This window comes from Glaciimonas sp. PAMC28666, from assembly GCF_016917355.1.
Classification (GTDB): Bacteria; Pseudomonadota; Gammaproteobacteria; order Burkholderiales; family Burkholderiaceae_D; genus Glaciimonas.
This window is the reverse complement of record NZ_CP070304.1, coordinates 5,109,505-5,124,273: the sequence shown is the minus strand read 5'-3', so window position 1 is coordinate 5,124,273 and position 14,769 is coordinate 5,109,505. Positions and strand designations below refer to the sequence as shown.

At 51.5% G+C, this 14,769-nt stretch carries 8 protein-coding genes; 4 read left to right on the top strand and 4 right to left on the bottom strand.

Annotated elements, in window-relative coordinates; genetic code table 11:
- The first annotated feature begins 94 nt into the window (after positions 1–94).
- Positions 95–1,696, top strand: a complete 1,602-nt coding sequence (locus tag JQN73_RS21980) for an ABC-F family ATPase (protein ID WP_205321023.1) — start codon at positions 95–97, stop codon at positions 1,694–1,696.
- Positions 1,697–1,982: 286 nt separating this feature from the next.
- Here the strand turns inward: JQN73_RS21980 and JQN73_RS21975 are convergent, their stop codons facing one another.
- On the bottom strand, positions 1,983–2,588 hold the full coding sequence (locus JQN73_RS21975; protein WP_205321022.1) for a hypothetical protein: 606 nt from the start codon (positions 2,586–2,588) through the stop codon (positions 1,983–1,985).
- Between the two features lie 182 nt (positions 2,589–2,770).
- On the opposite strand from JQN73_RS21975, the gene nadA reads away from it, so the two are divergent.
- A complete protein-coding gene (nadA, locus tag JQN73_RS21970) occupies positions 2,771–3,910 on the top strand; it encodes a quinolinate synthase NadA (RefSeq protein ID WP_205321021.1) in 1,140 nt (379 codons plus the stop codon).
- Positions 3,907–4,824 (top strand): carboxylating nicotinate-nucleotide diphosphorylase, encoded by a 918-nt coding sequence (nadC, locus tag JQN73_RS21965; protein WP_205321020.1) that lies wholly within the window; start codon positions 3,907–3,909, stop codon positions 4,822–4,824. The genes nadA and nadC overlap by 4 nt, the downstream gene beginning before the upstream one ends.
- A gap of 268 nt (positions 4,825–5,092) precedes the next feature.
- Here nadC and nadB read toward each other — a convergent pair whose 3' ends face one another.
- The 3 genes from nadB to JQN73_RS21950 all read right to left on the bottom strand — a co-directional run bounded on the left by nadB (position 5,093) and on the right by JQN73_RS21950 (position 10,342).
- On the bottom strand, positions 5,093–6,694 hold the full coding sequence (gene nadB, locus JQN73_RS21960; RefSeq protein WP_205321019.1) for an L-aspartate oxidase: 1,602 nt from the start codon (positions 6,692–6,694) through the stop codon (positions 5,093–5,095).
- A gap of 315 nt (positions 6,695–7,009) precedes the next feature.
- Complete coding sequence (gene purT / locus JQN73_RS21955) at positions 7,010–8,221, bottom strand: formate-dependent phosphoribosylglycinamide formyltransferase (RefSeq protein ID WP_205321018.1); 1,212 nt, start codon at positions 8,219–8,221, stop codon at positions 7,010–7,012.
- A 444-nt stretch (positions 8,222–8,665) separates the two neighbouring features.
- The gene (locus tag JQN73_RS21950) at positions 8,666–10,342 is read right to left on the bottom strand and encodes an MFS transporter (RefSeq protein ID WP_205321017.1); all 1,677 of its coding nucleotides are present in this window, start codon (positions 10,340–10,342) and stop codon (positions 8,666–8,668) included.
- A 566-nt stretch (positions 10,343–10,908) separates the two neighbouring features.
- Here JQN73_RS21950 and JQN73_RS21945 point away from each other — a divergent pair.
- Entirely contained in the window at positions 10,909–14,727 is a 3,819-nt protein-coding gene (locus JQN73_RS21945; RefSeq protein WP_205321016.1) for an EAL domain-containing protein, read from the top strand.
- Positions 14,728–14,769: the final 42 nt, after the last annotated feature.

Genomic DNA, 14,769 nt, shown 5'->3' with positions numbered 1-14,769 from the left:
GAAAAACGATCATCTTTTTGGTCAAGACTTAACCCGCTCCGGCAAAATGGTAAAATACAAGGTTACTCAATCTCGTTTCTAAAGGCTTTTTTCCGTGCTATCCACAGCAAATATTACTATGCAGTTCGGCGCTAAGCCGTTGTTTGAAAACATTTCGGTCAAATTCGGCGATGGCAATCGCTATGGTTTGATCGGTGCCAACGGCTGCGGCAAGTCGACCTTCATGAAAATTTTGGGCGGTGATCTCGATCCGTCGGGCGGAAACGTGATGCTGGACCCAAACGAGCGTTTGGGTAAGTTGCGTCAGGATCAGTTTGCGTTTGAAGAAATGCGCGTGCTGGATGTGGTGATGATGGGCCACACCGAAATGTGGGCTGCCATGGCCGAGCGCGATGCGATTTATGCCGATCCGGAAGCGACCGACGACGACTATATGAAAGCCGCGGAACTGGAAGCCAAATTCGCGGAATACGATGGTTATACCGCCGAATCGCGTGCGGGCGAGTTGCTGATGGGCGTTGGTGTAGAGATGGACCAGCATAAAGGCCCAATGAGTAACGTTGCGCCAGGATGGAAGTTACGTGTTTTGTTGGCGCAGGCGCTGTTCTCTAATCCGGATATTCTGTTGCTGGATGAGCCAACGAATAACCTGGACATCAACACTATTCGTTGGTTGGAAGATGTGCTGAATCAGCGCAATTCAACCATGATTATCATTTCCCATGATCGTCACTTTTTGAATCAGGTTTGTACCCACATGGCCGATATGGATTACGGCACATTGAAGGTCTATCCCGGCAACTACGATGACTATATGCTGGCGTCGACGCAGGCGCGTGCTCAGCAATTATCGGTCAATGCGAAAGCCAAGGACAAGGTTGCTGAATTGCAAGATTTTGTGCGTCGTTTTGCGGCAAACAAATCCAAAGCACGTCAGGCGACGTCCCGCGCCAAGCAGATTGAAAAGATTAAAGTGGAGGACCTTAAACCGTCCAGCCGTGCCAATCCGTTTATCCGCTTCGACGGCGAAAAGAAATTGCATCGTCTAGCGGTGGATGTGCAGAGTATTACCAAGAGTTACGACCGTACGCTGTTTAAGAATTTCGGCATTATGGTCGAAGCTGGCGAACGCATTGCGATTATCGGTGCCAACGGCGCGGGTAAAACAACGTTGCTTCGTAGCATAGGCGGTACGGATATTTGTGGACTTGAGGCAGACACCGGCTTGGTCAAGTGGGCTGAGAATGCGAATCCGGGCTATATGCCGCAAGATCCGACGGAAAACTTTGCTGCGGACATTACGCTGACGGACTGGATGGGTGCCTGGACTCAGGAAGGGGACGACGATCAGGCGGTACGCTCGATCCTTGGACGTTTATTGTTCAGCGGCGATGATGTCAAAAAATCGGTCAAGGTGTTATCGGGTGGTGAAAAAGGGCGGATGACGTATGGCAAATTGATGCTGGGTCGTCACAATATTCTGTTGATGGACGAGCCAACCAATCATATGGATATGGAGTCGATTGAGTCACTGAACATCGCGCTCGATAAATACGCTGGCACATTGATTTTTGTCTCGCATGACCGCGAATTTGTGTCATCACTTGCGACGCGGATTCTGGAAGTGAAAGAGACTGAAATCGTTGATTTCCGCGGAAATTATGAGGATTACCTGAGTAGCCAGGGAATTGAATAATTAAATTTTCGGTCTGATTTTCACCGACAAGCTCTCTTTGTCGGTTTGACCCAAAACCTGCGGTGAAAAGCAAAAAAAGTCAGGGTAATTTCTTAAGACCAGAAAGACTGTTTAAGGCGGTTTAGTGCAATATCAGGTTGCCGATGATGTGCACGGGCTTCCAATATCTGCTGCAGGCGCACCCCGTACTAAACGTTTGGGTGATGAGATCTGCCGAGTGAAGAATAAAAAAGCGCACCAGGCTGCCCTGTTGCGCTTTTTTTTTGCTCTTCGCGAAGTTTGTTCGCTAGTCCAGGTTGATGGAATTTGGTCCTGGCAGCCCTTGGTAGAGCAGGTGATCAAGCCGGTCCCGCAGGCTGCGGGTGGTTTCTTTACCCTTCGATTTGAGTATCGCTTCGAGATACTGCTGGCGTATTTCTTTAAAGTCATCGACTGTCGCAGCCCGTTCCACTTTCATTTGCAGACCATATCCGCGAATGCCGATCATGCTTTTGATTGTTTCATTATAGAACCGGTAAACTTGCTCGTATTGACTTTGACCTATTGCCAGCGACGCTGGTGGGGGCGGAGGTGGCGCAGCCTGAATCGGGGGAGCCGCGGGAACTGGAGAGTTGGGGGGCGAAGGTAAAGCCTCGGCTGGGACTGGCGGGTGAGGGTGAAGGGTGTCATTCGAGGGGGCGGTAGCGGTCACATGGCCCTGAATCAGCCCAGCCTCTACTAACGTGTCGAGATGGGTGTGAGACAACCCCATGCCTGAAACCTTGAATAGCAAGTCCGCGGTGCTGGTTTTACCGTCGACCAGCAATAGTAAAGTGCGTAAGCGGGGCGTCAAATTATTTCCGCGGACGGAAATTTCTGCTCGTCCACGTGTGGTTTTGTCAAAGAATGTCATCGCTTTCAGGCCTCCCCCGTATTAATCAAAAATCATAGTACGGGAGATCTTTCCTGTGTGCAATAGCACTATATCGCAGCACTGAATCAGCGTTGGCGGTAAAATTATGCTCTTAACGTCGGAAATCCAACGTGGGTTTCAGTTCGTATTGGCGTCTAACTAGATTCAGGTTCATTATCGTCATGCCATCGCAACTTACCAAAACCATCGAATTCGAACGACCTCAAATGGCGCAAGGAAGCAGTTGCACTGCACACGCCTGGGCGCGCGTTGCTGCGACGCCTACCCAAGAGGAAAGAAGTGAACTGAAGGCGCGTATCAAACGTTTGCTGATAGAAAAGCAGGCGGTATTGGTGGCCCATTATTACGTCGATGCTGATTTGCAGGATCTGGCGGAGGAAACCGGTGGTTGTGTTTCCGACTCTCTGGAAATGGCGCGTTTCGGCCGCGATCATCCCGCGCAGACTTTGGTCGTCGCGGGTGTCAAATTCATGGGTGAAACGTCTAAAATTCTCAGTCCGCACAAGCGGGTGCTGATGCCGGATCTGGACGCTACCTGTTCGTTGGACCTGGGCTGCCCGGTGGACGAGTTCAGCGCGTTTTGTGATGCCCATCCGGATCGTACCGTGGTGGTGTATGCGAACACCAGTGCGGCAGTGAAAGCGCGTGCCGACTGGATGGTGACGTCGTCAATCGGGCTGGACATCGTGGCGCACTTGCACGCGCAGGGCAAAAAAATCCTTTGGGCACCGGATAAGCATCTTGGTGGTTATATCCAGAAAAAAACCGGGGCCGACATGTTGTTGTGGCAGGGTTCTTGTCTGGTGCACGATGAGTTCAAAGGGGTTGAACTTGAACTGTTGCGCCAGCAGCATCCGGGAGCCAAGGTTCTGGTGCATCCGGAATCTCCGCAAGACGTGGTGGATCAGGCCGACGTCGTAGGATCAACATCGCAGTTAATCGCCGCTGCGCAAACGTTGGATGCAGACGAGTTTATCGTCGCAACCGATAACGGGATTTTGCATAAAATGCGAATGGCGGCACCGGGCAAGCGCTTCATTGATGCACCGACTGCCGGTAACAGCGCAACCTGTAAAAGTTGCGCGCATTGCCCGTGGATGGCAATGAACGGATTACAAAACCTGGCCGATGTATTAGAGTCGGGCAGTAACGAAATTCACGTCGATCCGGAGACCAGCCGCAAGGCTGTTATCTGCATTGACCGCATGCTCGACTTTGCAGCGGAGCGCAAAGCCAACACCCGTCCGTCCAGTGATCTGGCGCAAGAGCAAACACTATTTTCAGGAATTGGCCCCGCATGAGTCTCTCAACTAACGACAAAAACAGTTCTCAACACACTAACGACACAAACAGCAACTTAAAAAATCCTTTTGCGCCGTTCGATCCGGCGCTGCAAAGCGCATTTGAAAACAACGTTACCGCGGGCATTGCTGAAGACGTCGGTAGCGGCGATTTCACCGGTATGCTGGTGCCGGCGGACGCCATGGTGAAAGCCCGTGTGATTGTGCGCGAGGAAGCGGTTCTCTGCGGTGCGCCTTGGTTTGAGGCGGTCATGCAGCAGCTTGACAGCCGTATTCAGATCAATTGGCATTATGCCGAAGGCGATGTCATGCAAGCTGACAGCCTGGTCTGCGAGATTGCTGCGCCAGCGCGCGGTTTGCTCACGGCCGAGCGCGGCGCGTTGAACTTTTTGCAGTTGCTGTCCGGTGTGGCGACCGCAACCCGCAGTTTCGTCAATCTGGTGGCGGATACGAACGCCAAAATACTCGATACCCGCAAAACCTTGCCCGGCCTGCGTTTGGCACAGAAATACGCCGTTCGGGTTGGTGGCGGCCACAATCAGCGACTGGCTTTGTATGACGGCATTCTCATCAAGGAAAACCATATTGCCGCTGCCGGCGGCATTAGCGCGGCGATGCGTGCAGCACAGAATTTGAACGCTGGCGTCACAATCCAGATCGAGGTAGAAAATCTGGTGGAACTGGACGAAGCCCTGAGTGCTGGTGCAACCTCGATTCTGCTCGATAATTTTTCTCTCGATGCAATGCGGGATGCGGTCAAGTTGACGGCGGGCAGGGCGCTTTTGGAAGCATCCGGTGGCATTAATATGGAAACAGTCCGCGCTATTGCCGAGACCGGCGTCGATCGGATTTCGATCGGCAGTCTGACTAAGGATGTCAAGGCGGCAGATTTCTCATTGCGGGTGCTTGATTAGGTTGGAGTGTTGCTTTTGGTTCGGCCAGAAACAACAGGAAATGGAGAGGCCTTTCGGCGCTCTCGATTTCCTGTTTTTTTTGATGCAAGTTGTTTGATTTGTTGATTGATCAGCTGCTCGATTAGTTGCTTGATTAGTTGCCTGATTAATTGCTTGATTAATTGCTTGGTTCGGTCAATTTCTAGCGAGAATGACGGGAAGCCATCAAGGGACTTGCGTTGGGATTCACACCAGGCACTCATTGCGGATTCAGCGCCCGGTATTGAACCTACTGTCGCGCCGGTGTCAGCACCGTTGGCAACGCCTTTGCCAATGTTTCCGGATAATCCTGGCTGTAATGCAGTCCGCGACTTTCACGCCGTGCTAACGCACTTTCAACAATCAGTGATGCAACTTGGACCAGGTTACGCAGTTCCAGTAAATCACGACTAATGCGGAAGTGTGTGTAGTACTCATCGATTTCTTCCTTCAGCAATCGGATGCGGTGTTGTGCGCGTTCAAGTCTTTTGTTGGTGCGGACGATGCCGACATAATTCCACATAAAACGCCGTAACTCATCCCAGTTGTGGGAGATGACGACTTCTTCGTCGGCATCGGTGACGCGACTTTCATCCCATGCCGGTAACGGTCGTGATTTTGGCTTGGCCTGTTGTTCAATGTGTTTGGCAGTGGCGCGGCCGATGACAAGGCATTCGAGAAGCGAGTTGCTGGCCAGTCGATTTGCACCGTGCAAGCCGGTATAAGCTGTTTCACCAACGGCGTATAACCCTGGCAGGTCGGTCCGTCCGCAAAGATCGGTCACTACGCCACCGCAGGTGAAATGGACGGCAGGAACGACCGGGATCGGCTGCGTGGTGATGTCAATGCCAAGCTCCAGGCATCGCGCATAGATCGTCGGGAAGTGTTCTTTTAAGAATTCTGGCGACTTATGGCTGATATCAAGATCGACATGATCCAGGCCGCGTTTTTTCATTTCAAAGTCAATTGCCCGGGCGACGATATCGCGTGGTGCCAGTTCTGCACGTTCGTCGTGATCCGGCATAAACCGTCTGCCCGCGTCTTCTCCTTCCGTATCGGGAAGTTTTAACAGTCCGCCTTCGCCGCGAATTGCCTCAGTGATGAGGAACGATTTGGCGTACGGGTGGTATAGACAAGTCGGGTGGAACTGAATAAATTCCATATTGGCCACGCGGCATCCGGCACGCCATGCCATGGCAATTCCGTCTCCGGTGGCGGTGTCAGGATTGGTGGTGTACAGATAAACTTTGCCAGCGCCGCCCGTGGCCATGACCGTATGGCCCGCACTGATGGTAAGGACCTTACCGGTCTTGACGTTCTTGGCATACAGTCCAAGGCATTGCGGGGCAACACCTTTGCCATCGATTTTTTTAGAAGTAATCAAGTCAATGGCGTAATGGTCTTCCAGCAACGTGATGTTGGGATGCGCGCGGACTTTTTGTTCCAGTGTGACTTGTACTGCGTGGCCGGTGGCATCGGCAGCGTGAATGATGCGGCGCTGACTATGACCGCCTTCGCGGGTGAGGTGGAAGCCCAACTCCGCGCTGGGATCAGGCGTGAAGGGAACCCCTTGCTCGATCAGCCATTCGATTGCTTCGCGGCCATGTTCTACAATATAGCGCGTTGCGGCTTCATCACATAACCCACTACCGGCAACCAACGTATCGGCAATATGTTCGTCGAAACTATCACCGGAATCGAGTACCGCTGCAATGCCGCCTTGTGCCCAGTTACTGGCACCGTCAAGCAGCGCACGCTTGGAGATCACTACTACCTTTCTTTGTTCTGCAAGATGAAGGGCAACTGACAGGCCGGCCAGACCGCTGCCGATAATAGCGACATCGAATTTCATATTGAATAGATGAATGTGAAAATGCTGATTGCTCTAAAAGAGAATAGGGTGTTAATAAAGGTGGGATAGTGTAGCGCAAGCGGCCACGTCCTGCTTTTGAATGCTCGGCGGAGGGTTGGACGATGCCGGTCAGATTCATCTTTTGCGTGCTTTTGTTCAGTTGGCGCCCGACTTTTGCGAATGGCTCGATCTGTGCGTGTGATGCGCGATGGTGGTAAGGAGGGTGGCAAACGATGGTGAAAAAACGTCGCTTAAAGCAGAGCCTTAAACTGCAGAATGGATAGTCCGCCGTGGCCGGGGCCACGGCGGTGGAATTTACGTGACGATCACAGGCTTTATTTTGGCGGCAGCTTGCTTGGCTCGCACCCGCGCGGTTTCAATGTCGCCAGCAACAGCCAATATGACGCCCATCCGGCGACGCTCAAAGGATTCAGGCTTGCCGAATAAACGAATGTCGATACCCGGTTCACGCAGCGCGTCGGCGACCCCTTCAAAGGCGATACCTTTGGCATCGTGCTTGCCGTAGATTACCGCCGATGCGGCAGGCGTGTTGAGCGCGACATTGACCGGCAGCCCCAAGATGGCTTTCGCGTGCAATTCAAATTCGCTTTGCAGCTGACTTGCCATCGTGACCATGCCGGTATCATGCGGTCGAGGGCTCACTTCCGAGAACCAGACCATATCGTTTTTGACAAACAATTCGACGCCGAAGACGCCAAGACCGCCGAGATTGTCGGTTACTTTTTTGGCGATATCGCGGGCGCGAACCAGCGCTTCAGGATGCATAGGATGCGGCTGCCATGATTCCACGTAATCGCCTTGCACCTGAACGTGACCGATCGCTTCGCAGAAATGGGTCTTGGTGCTGCCATCGGCTTCTAAGGCACGTACCGTCAGAAGGGTGATTTCATAGTCGAAATCGATGAACCCTTCGACGATGACACGACCGGAATCAACTCGTCCGCCCGACGCCGCATGCGCCCAGGCTGCTTCAACGTCGTCGACGCTATCGATTTTGGACTGGCCTTTGCCGGAAGATGACATGACCGGCTTAATGACGCATGGAAAGCCAATCGCATCGCAAGCGGTTCTTAGCTCATCAAGATTATTGGCAAAACGGTAAGGTGATGTCGCAAGACCAAGCGTTTCCCCAACAAGACGGCGAATACCTTCCCGATTCATGGTGAGCCATACCGCACGCGCTGTTGGAATCACGGTAATTTTGCCAGCGGCTTCCAATGCGACGAGTGTTTCAGTGGCTATCGCCTCAATTTCAGGCACGACCAGATCGGGTTTTTCCAGCGCTATCAAGGCTTCCAGTGCGGCACCATCGGTCATGTTGATAACATGCGAACGATGAGCAACCTGGTGGCCTGGCGCATTAGGGTAGCGATCAACAGCAATAACTTCAACGCCTAGACGTTGCAGCGAAATAATGACTTCTTTCCCAAGTTCCCCTGAGCCGAGCAACATGACCTTGATCGCGGAAGGGGAAAGCGGTGTACCGATTCTGACTGGTGGCTTCATATTCTCGTATGTGGGTAGAGGGCTAACGACGATAGCAAATCCTGAGGGTTTTGGACAGCCATAAATGCTGATTTCTATGGGCTGAGGCCGCGGATTGCCTGAGAAACGACAGCGACGTTTTGGATCTGTGTTGTTAGCTGACGCGTTGTTTTATAAATGGTTCATACGAATGGAGGGCTGTTTGGAAGATGGCGGTTTGAAAAAACGATACAAAAGAGCATCACTGCGGATTGGAAAGGTGTTCCCGATGAGTAAATGATAATGACGTTATTTAGCGGTTAGGCAACCAGGAACAAGAACAATGAACCGTCAACACCCGATGCCGACCAGGCTTTAAAAAACAAAAAGCCGATCAAGTCCGGTAACCTGATCGGCTAAAATTGCTGAAGGAAAATAAAAGGATGTTTTGGTCAGAAAATCGGTGACCGGGACTCCTTTTTATATTTAGCGTTCTTCGGCGTAGATATCGTTGTGCACTGTTTCTTTGACGAACAGCATTCCGATAACGAACGTAGCTAATGCGATAACGATCGGATACCAGAGCCCGTAATAAATATCGCCCTTGTAGGCTACCATCGCGAACGCCGTAGTTGGTAACAGTCCACCAAACCAGCCGTTACCGATGTGGTAGGGCAATGACATGGATGTGTAGCGAATACGGGTTGGGAACATTTCAACCAGCATTGCCGCAATTGGACCGTACACCATTGTTACATACAGTACCAGTATGAATAACAACAACAATACCATCGGCTTGTTCATTTGTTCCGGATCTGCCTTGCTTGGATATCCAGCACCCTTGATATCGGCGGCAAGTTCGGTAGAGAACGCTTTATCTTTCGCTGCCGCATCTGCTTTGGATAGACCGTTAGCGTCGTACGAAGTCAGCAACTTATCGCCAATTTTTACGGTTGCTGCGGTACCCGGCGCTCCAGCGACGTTTTCATAGTTGACTGACATTGCGGACAGCTTGGCTTTGGCAATATCGCAAGATGACGTGAATTTTTTGGTGCCGGTCGGGTTGAACTGGAACTGGCAAGTTGCAGGATCAGCGGTAACCACTACCGGTGCGCTTTTCAATGCTGCTTCCAATGCCGGATTGGCGTAGTGCGTTAGTCCGGAAAAAATGGGGAAGTAGGTCACTGCGGCAATCAGACAGCCAGCCAGGATGATGGGTTTGCGACCGATTTTGTCCGAGATGGTACCAAAGATCAAAAAGAACGGTGTGGCGATCAACAGGGCTAAGGCGATCAAAATATTAGCAGTAGGACCGTCAACTTTGAGGGTTTGAGTCAGGAAGAAGAGCGAGTAGAACTGGCCCGTGTACCAGACCACAGCCTGACCAGCAGTCAAGCCAAACAAGGCCAGAATCACCAGCTTCATGTTTTTCCATTGGCCAAATGCTTCGGTCAATGGTGCTTTTGAAACTTTGCCTTCAGCTTTCATTTTAGTGAACGCTGGCGATTCGCTCATTGACAGACGAATCCAGACAGAGACGCCAAGCAAAATGATGGATACCAGGAACGGGATGCGCCAGCCCCAATCGGCAAAGGCTTCTTCACCAACCGCTGTCCGCACGCCCAAAATCACGAGCAAAGAGAGGAACAGGCCGAGCGTCGCCGTTGTTTGAATCCAGGCAGTGAAGGCGCCGCGTTTGTCATTTGGCGCATGTTCAGCAACGTAAGTGGCAGCACCACCATACTCACCGCCGAGTGCCAAACCTTGCAAGATCCGTAAAGCGACCAGGATGATTGGTGCCGCGATACCGATGGAGTTGTAGTTAGGCAAGATACCGACGATGAAGGTCGAAGCACCCATGATAAGGATGGTCACCAGGAAGGTGTACTTACGACCAATCATGTCGCCCAGACGACCAAATACCAATGCACCGAAGGGCCGCACAATAAATCCAGCAGCAAATGCTAGCAGGGCAAAAATGAACGCCGTGTTTGTATCCGTGCCGGCAAAAAACTGTTTGGCGATAATCGCAGCCAACGAGCCGTACAAATAAAAGTCATACCACTCAAAGACGGTGCCGAGTGATGATGCAAATATGACTTTTCTTTCCTCTGGCGTAATGCCACGTGAAGCAACTTTTCCTGCTGCAATGCTGGTCGCCATTCTTGTCTCCCTGATTATAAATAATTGTTTCGTGCACTTTGTACTACTGCCGTGCACTTGTAAGGTGGGCTTCGCTGCACAAATACTTTGTAGTGTTTGCGGTAAGTCAGCGTTTGGACGCGTTGAGTGTGCGACCACAACCTTACGCAAATCTTGCTTGAAACTTACAGAAACTTACAGCGTGCGGAAAAGAAGTCTTGAATCTGGTCTATAACGTGTGGCGAATTTAATCAGCGCGCTGAGGTGTTGTGGCGACCCATCGCAGATTTATCTTTTTTTGCCCCTCAGAGCTTGAATTCGAGCGCTATCGGGCTTCGTGAGGCGGTCTTCATAGCGTCTTTGTGGTTCGTTCCGGAGGGCATCCTGCTTATTGTTGAGGCATCAATAATTTTTGTAATTTCCTGAAAGAAATTATAAAAATTACACTTATTAAATCAATAAGACTATGATCGCTAGGTCCCCAGTGTTGCTTAATGCCTAAGTAGTCGGAGGCTATTGAGACCAGTTCACAAAAAGTTTTCTTACGCCAACGTCTTTCTATGCATAGACTAAAAACGCTTTTGAAAATGGAATCCAATCTGCATTGGCTGAAAGTAACCTGGCCGCTTATCGTTTCTGCCGGGTTGCTGGTATGGCTAGCGGCATTCAGCATGGATATCTTGTCTTCGGTGCGCGGTTTTGTAGCCGGCGAAAGCAGTTATTCCAAAGCGCACAATGCCGCTGTCAGCCATTTGCTGGAGTATGTCGATACGCGCAATCCTTTGCAATATCAGGCTTTTTCGGATGCGATTGCCGTTCCTTTAGGAGATCGGATGGCGCGGCTGGAGCTAGATAAGCCCAAGCCGAATATGACTATTGTGCGGCAAGGTTTTTTGCTGGGAGAAAACCATCCGGATGACTTCAATGGCATGGTCAGCCTGTTTCGCAATTTTCGTCATTTCTATCTGATGAGCCCGGTGATTGCCGTTTGGGCTGATGCCGATCGCTATGTCGCGGCGCTCAACGCGGAGGCGCGGCAACTTTACGATGAGACGATATCGGGTACTTATGACGGTGTTTCTTCCCGCGCCGCCAAGGCTAGAATTAAGGCGATCGATGTTCCGCTGAATCAGCTTGAGGCAGATTTTTCATTTAACTTGCGGGAGGCTTCACGCAAACTGCAACAACTGTTGTTGTTGGGTACGCTTTTAGCCGGTGCGGTTTTAATTTCTATAGGAACCCTGATTTCTCGCTCGATTCTGAGTAAAACCAAGCGTGTGGAACGCGCCCTGGGAATCAGCGAAGAGCGCCTCCACCTCGCCATTCAGAGCACGGGCGATGGATTATGGGATTGGGATATTGAAAACAATAGCGTGTATTGTTCTCCGCGTTTGCTGGAACTGTTAGAGCAGCCGGACGATGGCATTTTGCATTCGTCCAGCTATTTTTTGAAATTTGTTTATCCCCAGGATCAAGAGTTGTTGCGGGAAGGGGTAAAAAATCATTTACGTGACCCATTATCATATGACATGGAGTTTCGCATTCTTACCGTATCCGGCAAGTTACGGTGGGTGCGGCTGCGCGCGCGTTCTACTCAGAATAGTCTCGGTGAAGCAACGCGGATGACCGGGGCAATCGTTGATGTCACCGAGAGTAAAAAAAGCGCGTTGGAATTAATCCGTACCAATCGCGCCCTGAAAATGTTGAGCCGATGCAGCGAAGCAGTCATCCGCGCAGAAAACGAACGCGATTTGCTGTCACAGGTATGCCGCGTCGCTGTCGATATTGGTGGTTATCGGATGGCGTGGGTAGGCTATGCCCAGGCGGACGAGGCGCGTTCAATCACCATTGAGTCGCACGCAGGGATTGATAATGATGCGGCTTTTGTCGAACATTTATGCGTCAGTTGGGCGGAGGATAGCCCGCTCGGGCGCGGACCGGCCGGACGCGCAGTTCGTAGTGGCGTACCCATTATTATTGAGGACATGGCACACGATCCGCGGGTTTTCCCTTGGTTGATTGATATCCAGCTTCATGGCTACCGGGGCGGTATTTATCTGCCGTTACACGATAAAGAGGGGACGCTGGGTTTGTTGACCTTATATTCCGAAGAAATGATGATGGTCGGAGACGACGAGATCAATTTACTAAAGGAACTGGCTGGCGATCTGACATTCGGGATTAAAAGTATCCGTGCGCAGCAACAGCAACGACAGATTCAGGCTGCGGTATTGAATATCGCGCTGGGCGTCACGGCGAGTACCGGCACGGTGTTTTTTGAGCAGGTGGCACGCAATATGGCGGAGGCGTTAGGGGCGAGTGCCGGTTTTGTTACGCGCTTGCTGCCCGGAGCGCCGGTGACTACGCGGGTGCTGGCCGCCGTGATCGATGGCAACGTCAAGAAAAATTTTGACTATGTGGTGGCGTGGGATAGCTATGAAGAAGTGTTTGATGCGGACAATTTTTTGGTGTCGGATAAAGTCGCGATGGATTTTGCGCATTCGCCTGCTTTAAAGGAACTGGGAACGCAGGCGTCGGTCGGCTGGCGGCTCGATAATTCGGCTGGTCAACCTATCGGTTTGCTCTTTATTTTGTTCCGGAAGCCGTTAAAAAAGCTGGATTTCATCACTTCTACCCTTCAGATCTTTGCCGCGCGGGTTGCTTCCGAAATGGAGCGTCAGGAAACCGATGTCCGGATTCGAGATCAGGCTTCGTTGCTCGATAAAGCGCAAGACGCGATTATCGTACGAGGCATGGATCACCGCATTCTATTCTGGAATAAAAGTGCTGAACGTCTGTACGGTTGGACGCAGGACGAGGTATTGGGTATTCCGATTGAGGACTTGCCATTCGATTATTCGGTTATTTTTGAAGATGCAAAAAACAAAATAATGGTGAGCGGGGAGTGGAGCGGCGAAATTACCAAGCGCTGCAAGAGCGGTGCCACTCTGACAGTGGAAAGCCGCTGGACCCTGGTGCGGGATGACCACGGTTTGGCGCAGTCGATTCTGGCGATTGATACCGATATCACACAACGTAAGGCCTCTGAACTTGAGATTCAACATCTGGCTTTTTACGATCAATTGACGCTGCTGCCGAACCGATTGCTGTTGATTAATCGTCTTCAACACGCGTTGTCGGCTGATATCCGCGGCCAGCATTCGGGCGCGTTGCTGTTTATTGACCTGGATAATTTTAAAACCATCAACGATACCCTGGGCCACGATAAGGGTGATCTGCTGCTGCAGCAAGCTGCATTAAGGATTGCCACTTGCGTGCGCACCAGTGACACGGTGGCGCGTTTGGGCGGGGATGAATTTGTTGTGATGCTGCTTGGGCTGGAGTCGGAGCAATCGTCGGCAGTGGCGCAGGCCAAGATTGTGGGTGAAAAAATTCTTGCCGTGCTCAGCAAGCCCTATCAAATCGCCGGAATAGAACATCATAGTACCGCGAGTATCGGGATCACGCAGTTTCGCGATCAAACAGATACGGTCGGGGAGCTATTGCAGCAAGCTGATCTGGCGATGTATCAAGGCAAGGCCGCCGGGCGCAACGCATTGCGGTTTTTTGATGTTGAGATGCAGGCAGCGGTGACAACCCGTGCGGCATTGGAGGCGGATTTGCGGAATGCTTTACTGCATGGAGAGTTTCTGCTTTATTACCAGCCGCAGATGGATGGCGACGGGTGCGTAACTGGCGCGGAAGGCTTGTTGCGTTGGGAGCATCCACGCCGCGGTCTGGTACTTCCAGCAGATTTTATATTTATGGCGGAAGACACCGGCCTTATTTTGCCGTTGGGCCAATGGATTTTGGAGTCGGCTTGCGCTCAGTTGGCGAAATGGGCTGAACGGCCGGAAACGGCGGATCTCACTATCGCGGTTAACGTGAGTATTCGTCAGTTTCGCCATGCCAACTTTGTGGATATGTTGCATGAGGTATTGGATCGCAGCGGGGCCAATCCGGAACGGCTCAAGCTGGAAATTACAGAAAGTTTGATGGTCGATAATATGGAGCTGACCATCGCTAAAATGACAGCGTTGAAGGACCGGGGCGTGCGTTTTTCGTTAGATGATTTCGGGACTGGTTATTCGTCCCTTTATTATCTGAAACGGCTACCCCTTGATCAACTAAAGATTGATCAGTCATTCGTGCGGGACATCATGATTAATCCGAACGACGCTGCGATTGCGCGCACTATCGTGGCTTTGGCGCAGAGCCTCGGATTGACGGTGATTGCCGAGGGGGTAGAGACCAAAGCGCAGCGCGATTTTCTCGCGCACCACGGCTGTCATTTCTATCAAGGCTACCTGTTCAGCCGACCTTTGCTGATTGAACAGTTCGATGTTTATTTACGAGAGCATCTGCGCGACAGAAAATTGAGTCTTGTCAAACTGAGCGTTATTTAAAGAATTGAGCGTTCAGATGACTTTTCTCAGCTGCCGGGCACC

Excerpts from the sequence above, each read along its gene's own strand:
- nadA (WP_205321021.1), top strand. The coding sequence starts at position 2,771 with ATGCCATCGCAACTTACCAAAACCATCGAATTCGAACGACCTCAAATG.
- JQN73_RS21945 (WP_205321016.1), top strand. The coding sequence starts at position 10,909 with ATGGAATCCAATCTGCATTGGCTGAAAGTAACCTGGCCGCTTATCGTT.
- nadC (WP_205321020.1), top strand. The coding sequence starts at position 3,907 with ATGAGTCTCTCAACTAACGACAAAAACAGTTCTCAACACACTAACGAC.
- nadB (WP_205321019.1), bottom strand. The coding sequence starts at position 6,694 with ATGAAATTCGATGTCGCTATTATCGGCAGCGGTCTGGCCGGCCTGTCA.
- JQN73_RS21950 (WP_205321017.1), bottom strand. The coding sequence starts at position 10,342 with ATGGCGACCAGCATTGCAGCAGGAAAAGTTGCTTCACGTGGCATTACG.
- JQN73_RS21975 (WP_205321022.1), bottom strand. The coding sequence starts at position 2,588 with ATGACATTCTTTGACAAAACCACACGTGGACGAGCAGAAATTTCCGTC.
- purT (WP_205321018.1), bottom strand. The coding sequence starts at position 8,221 with ATGAAGCCACCAGTCAGAATCGGTACACCGCTTTCCCCTTCCGCGATC.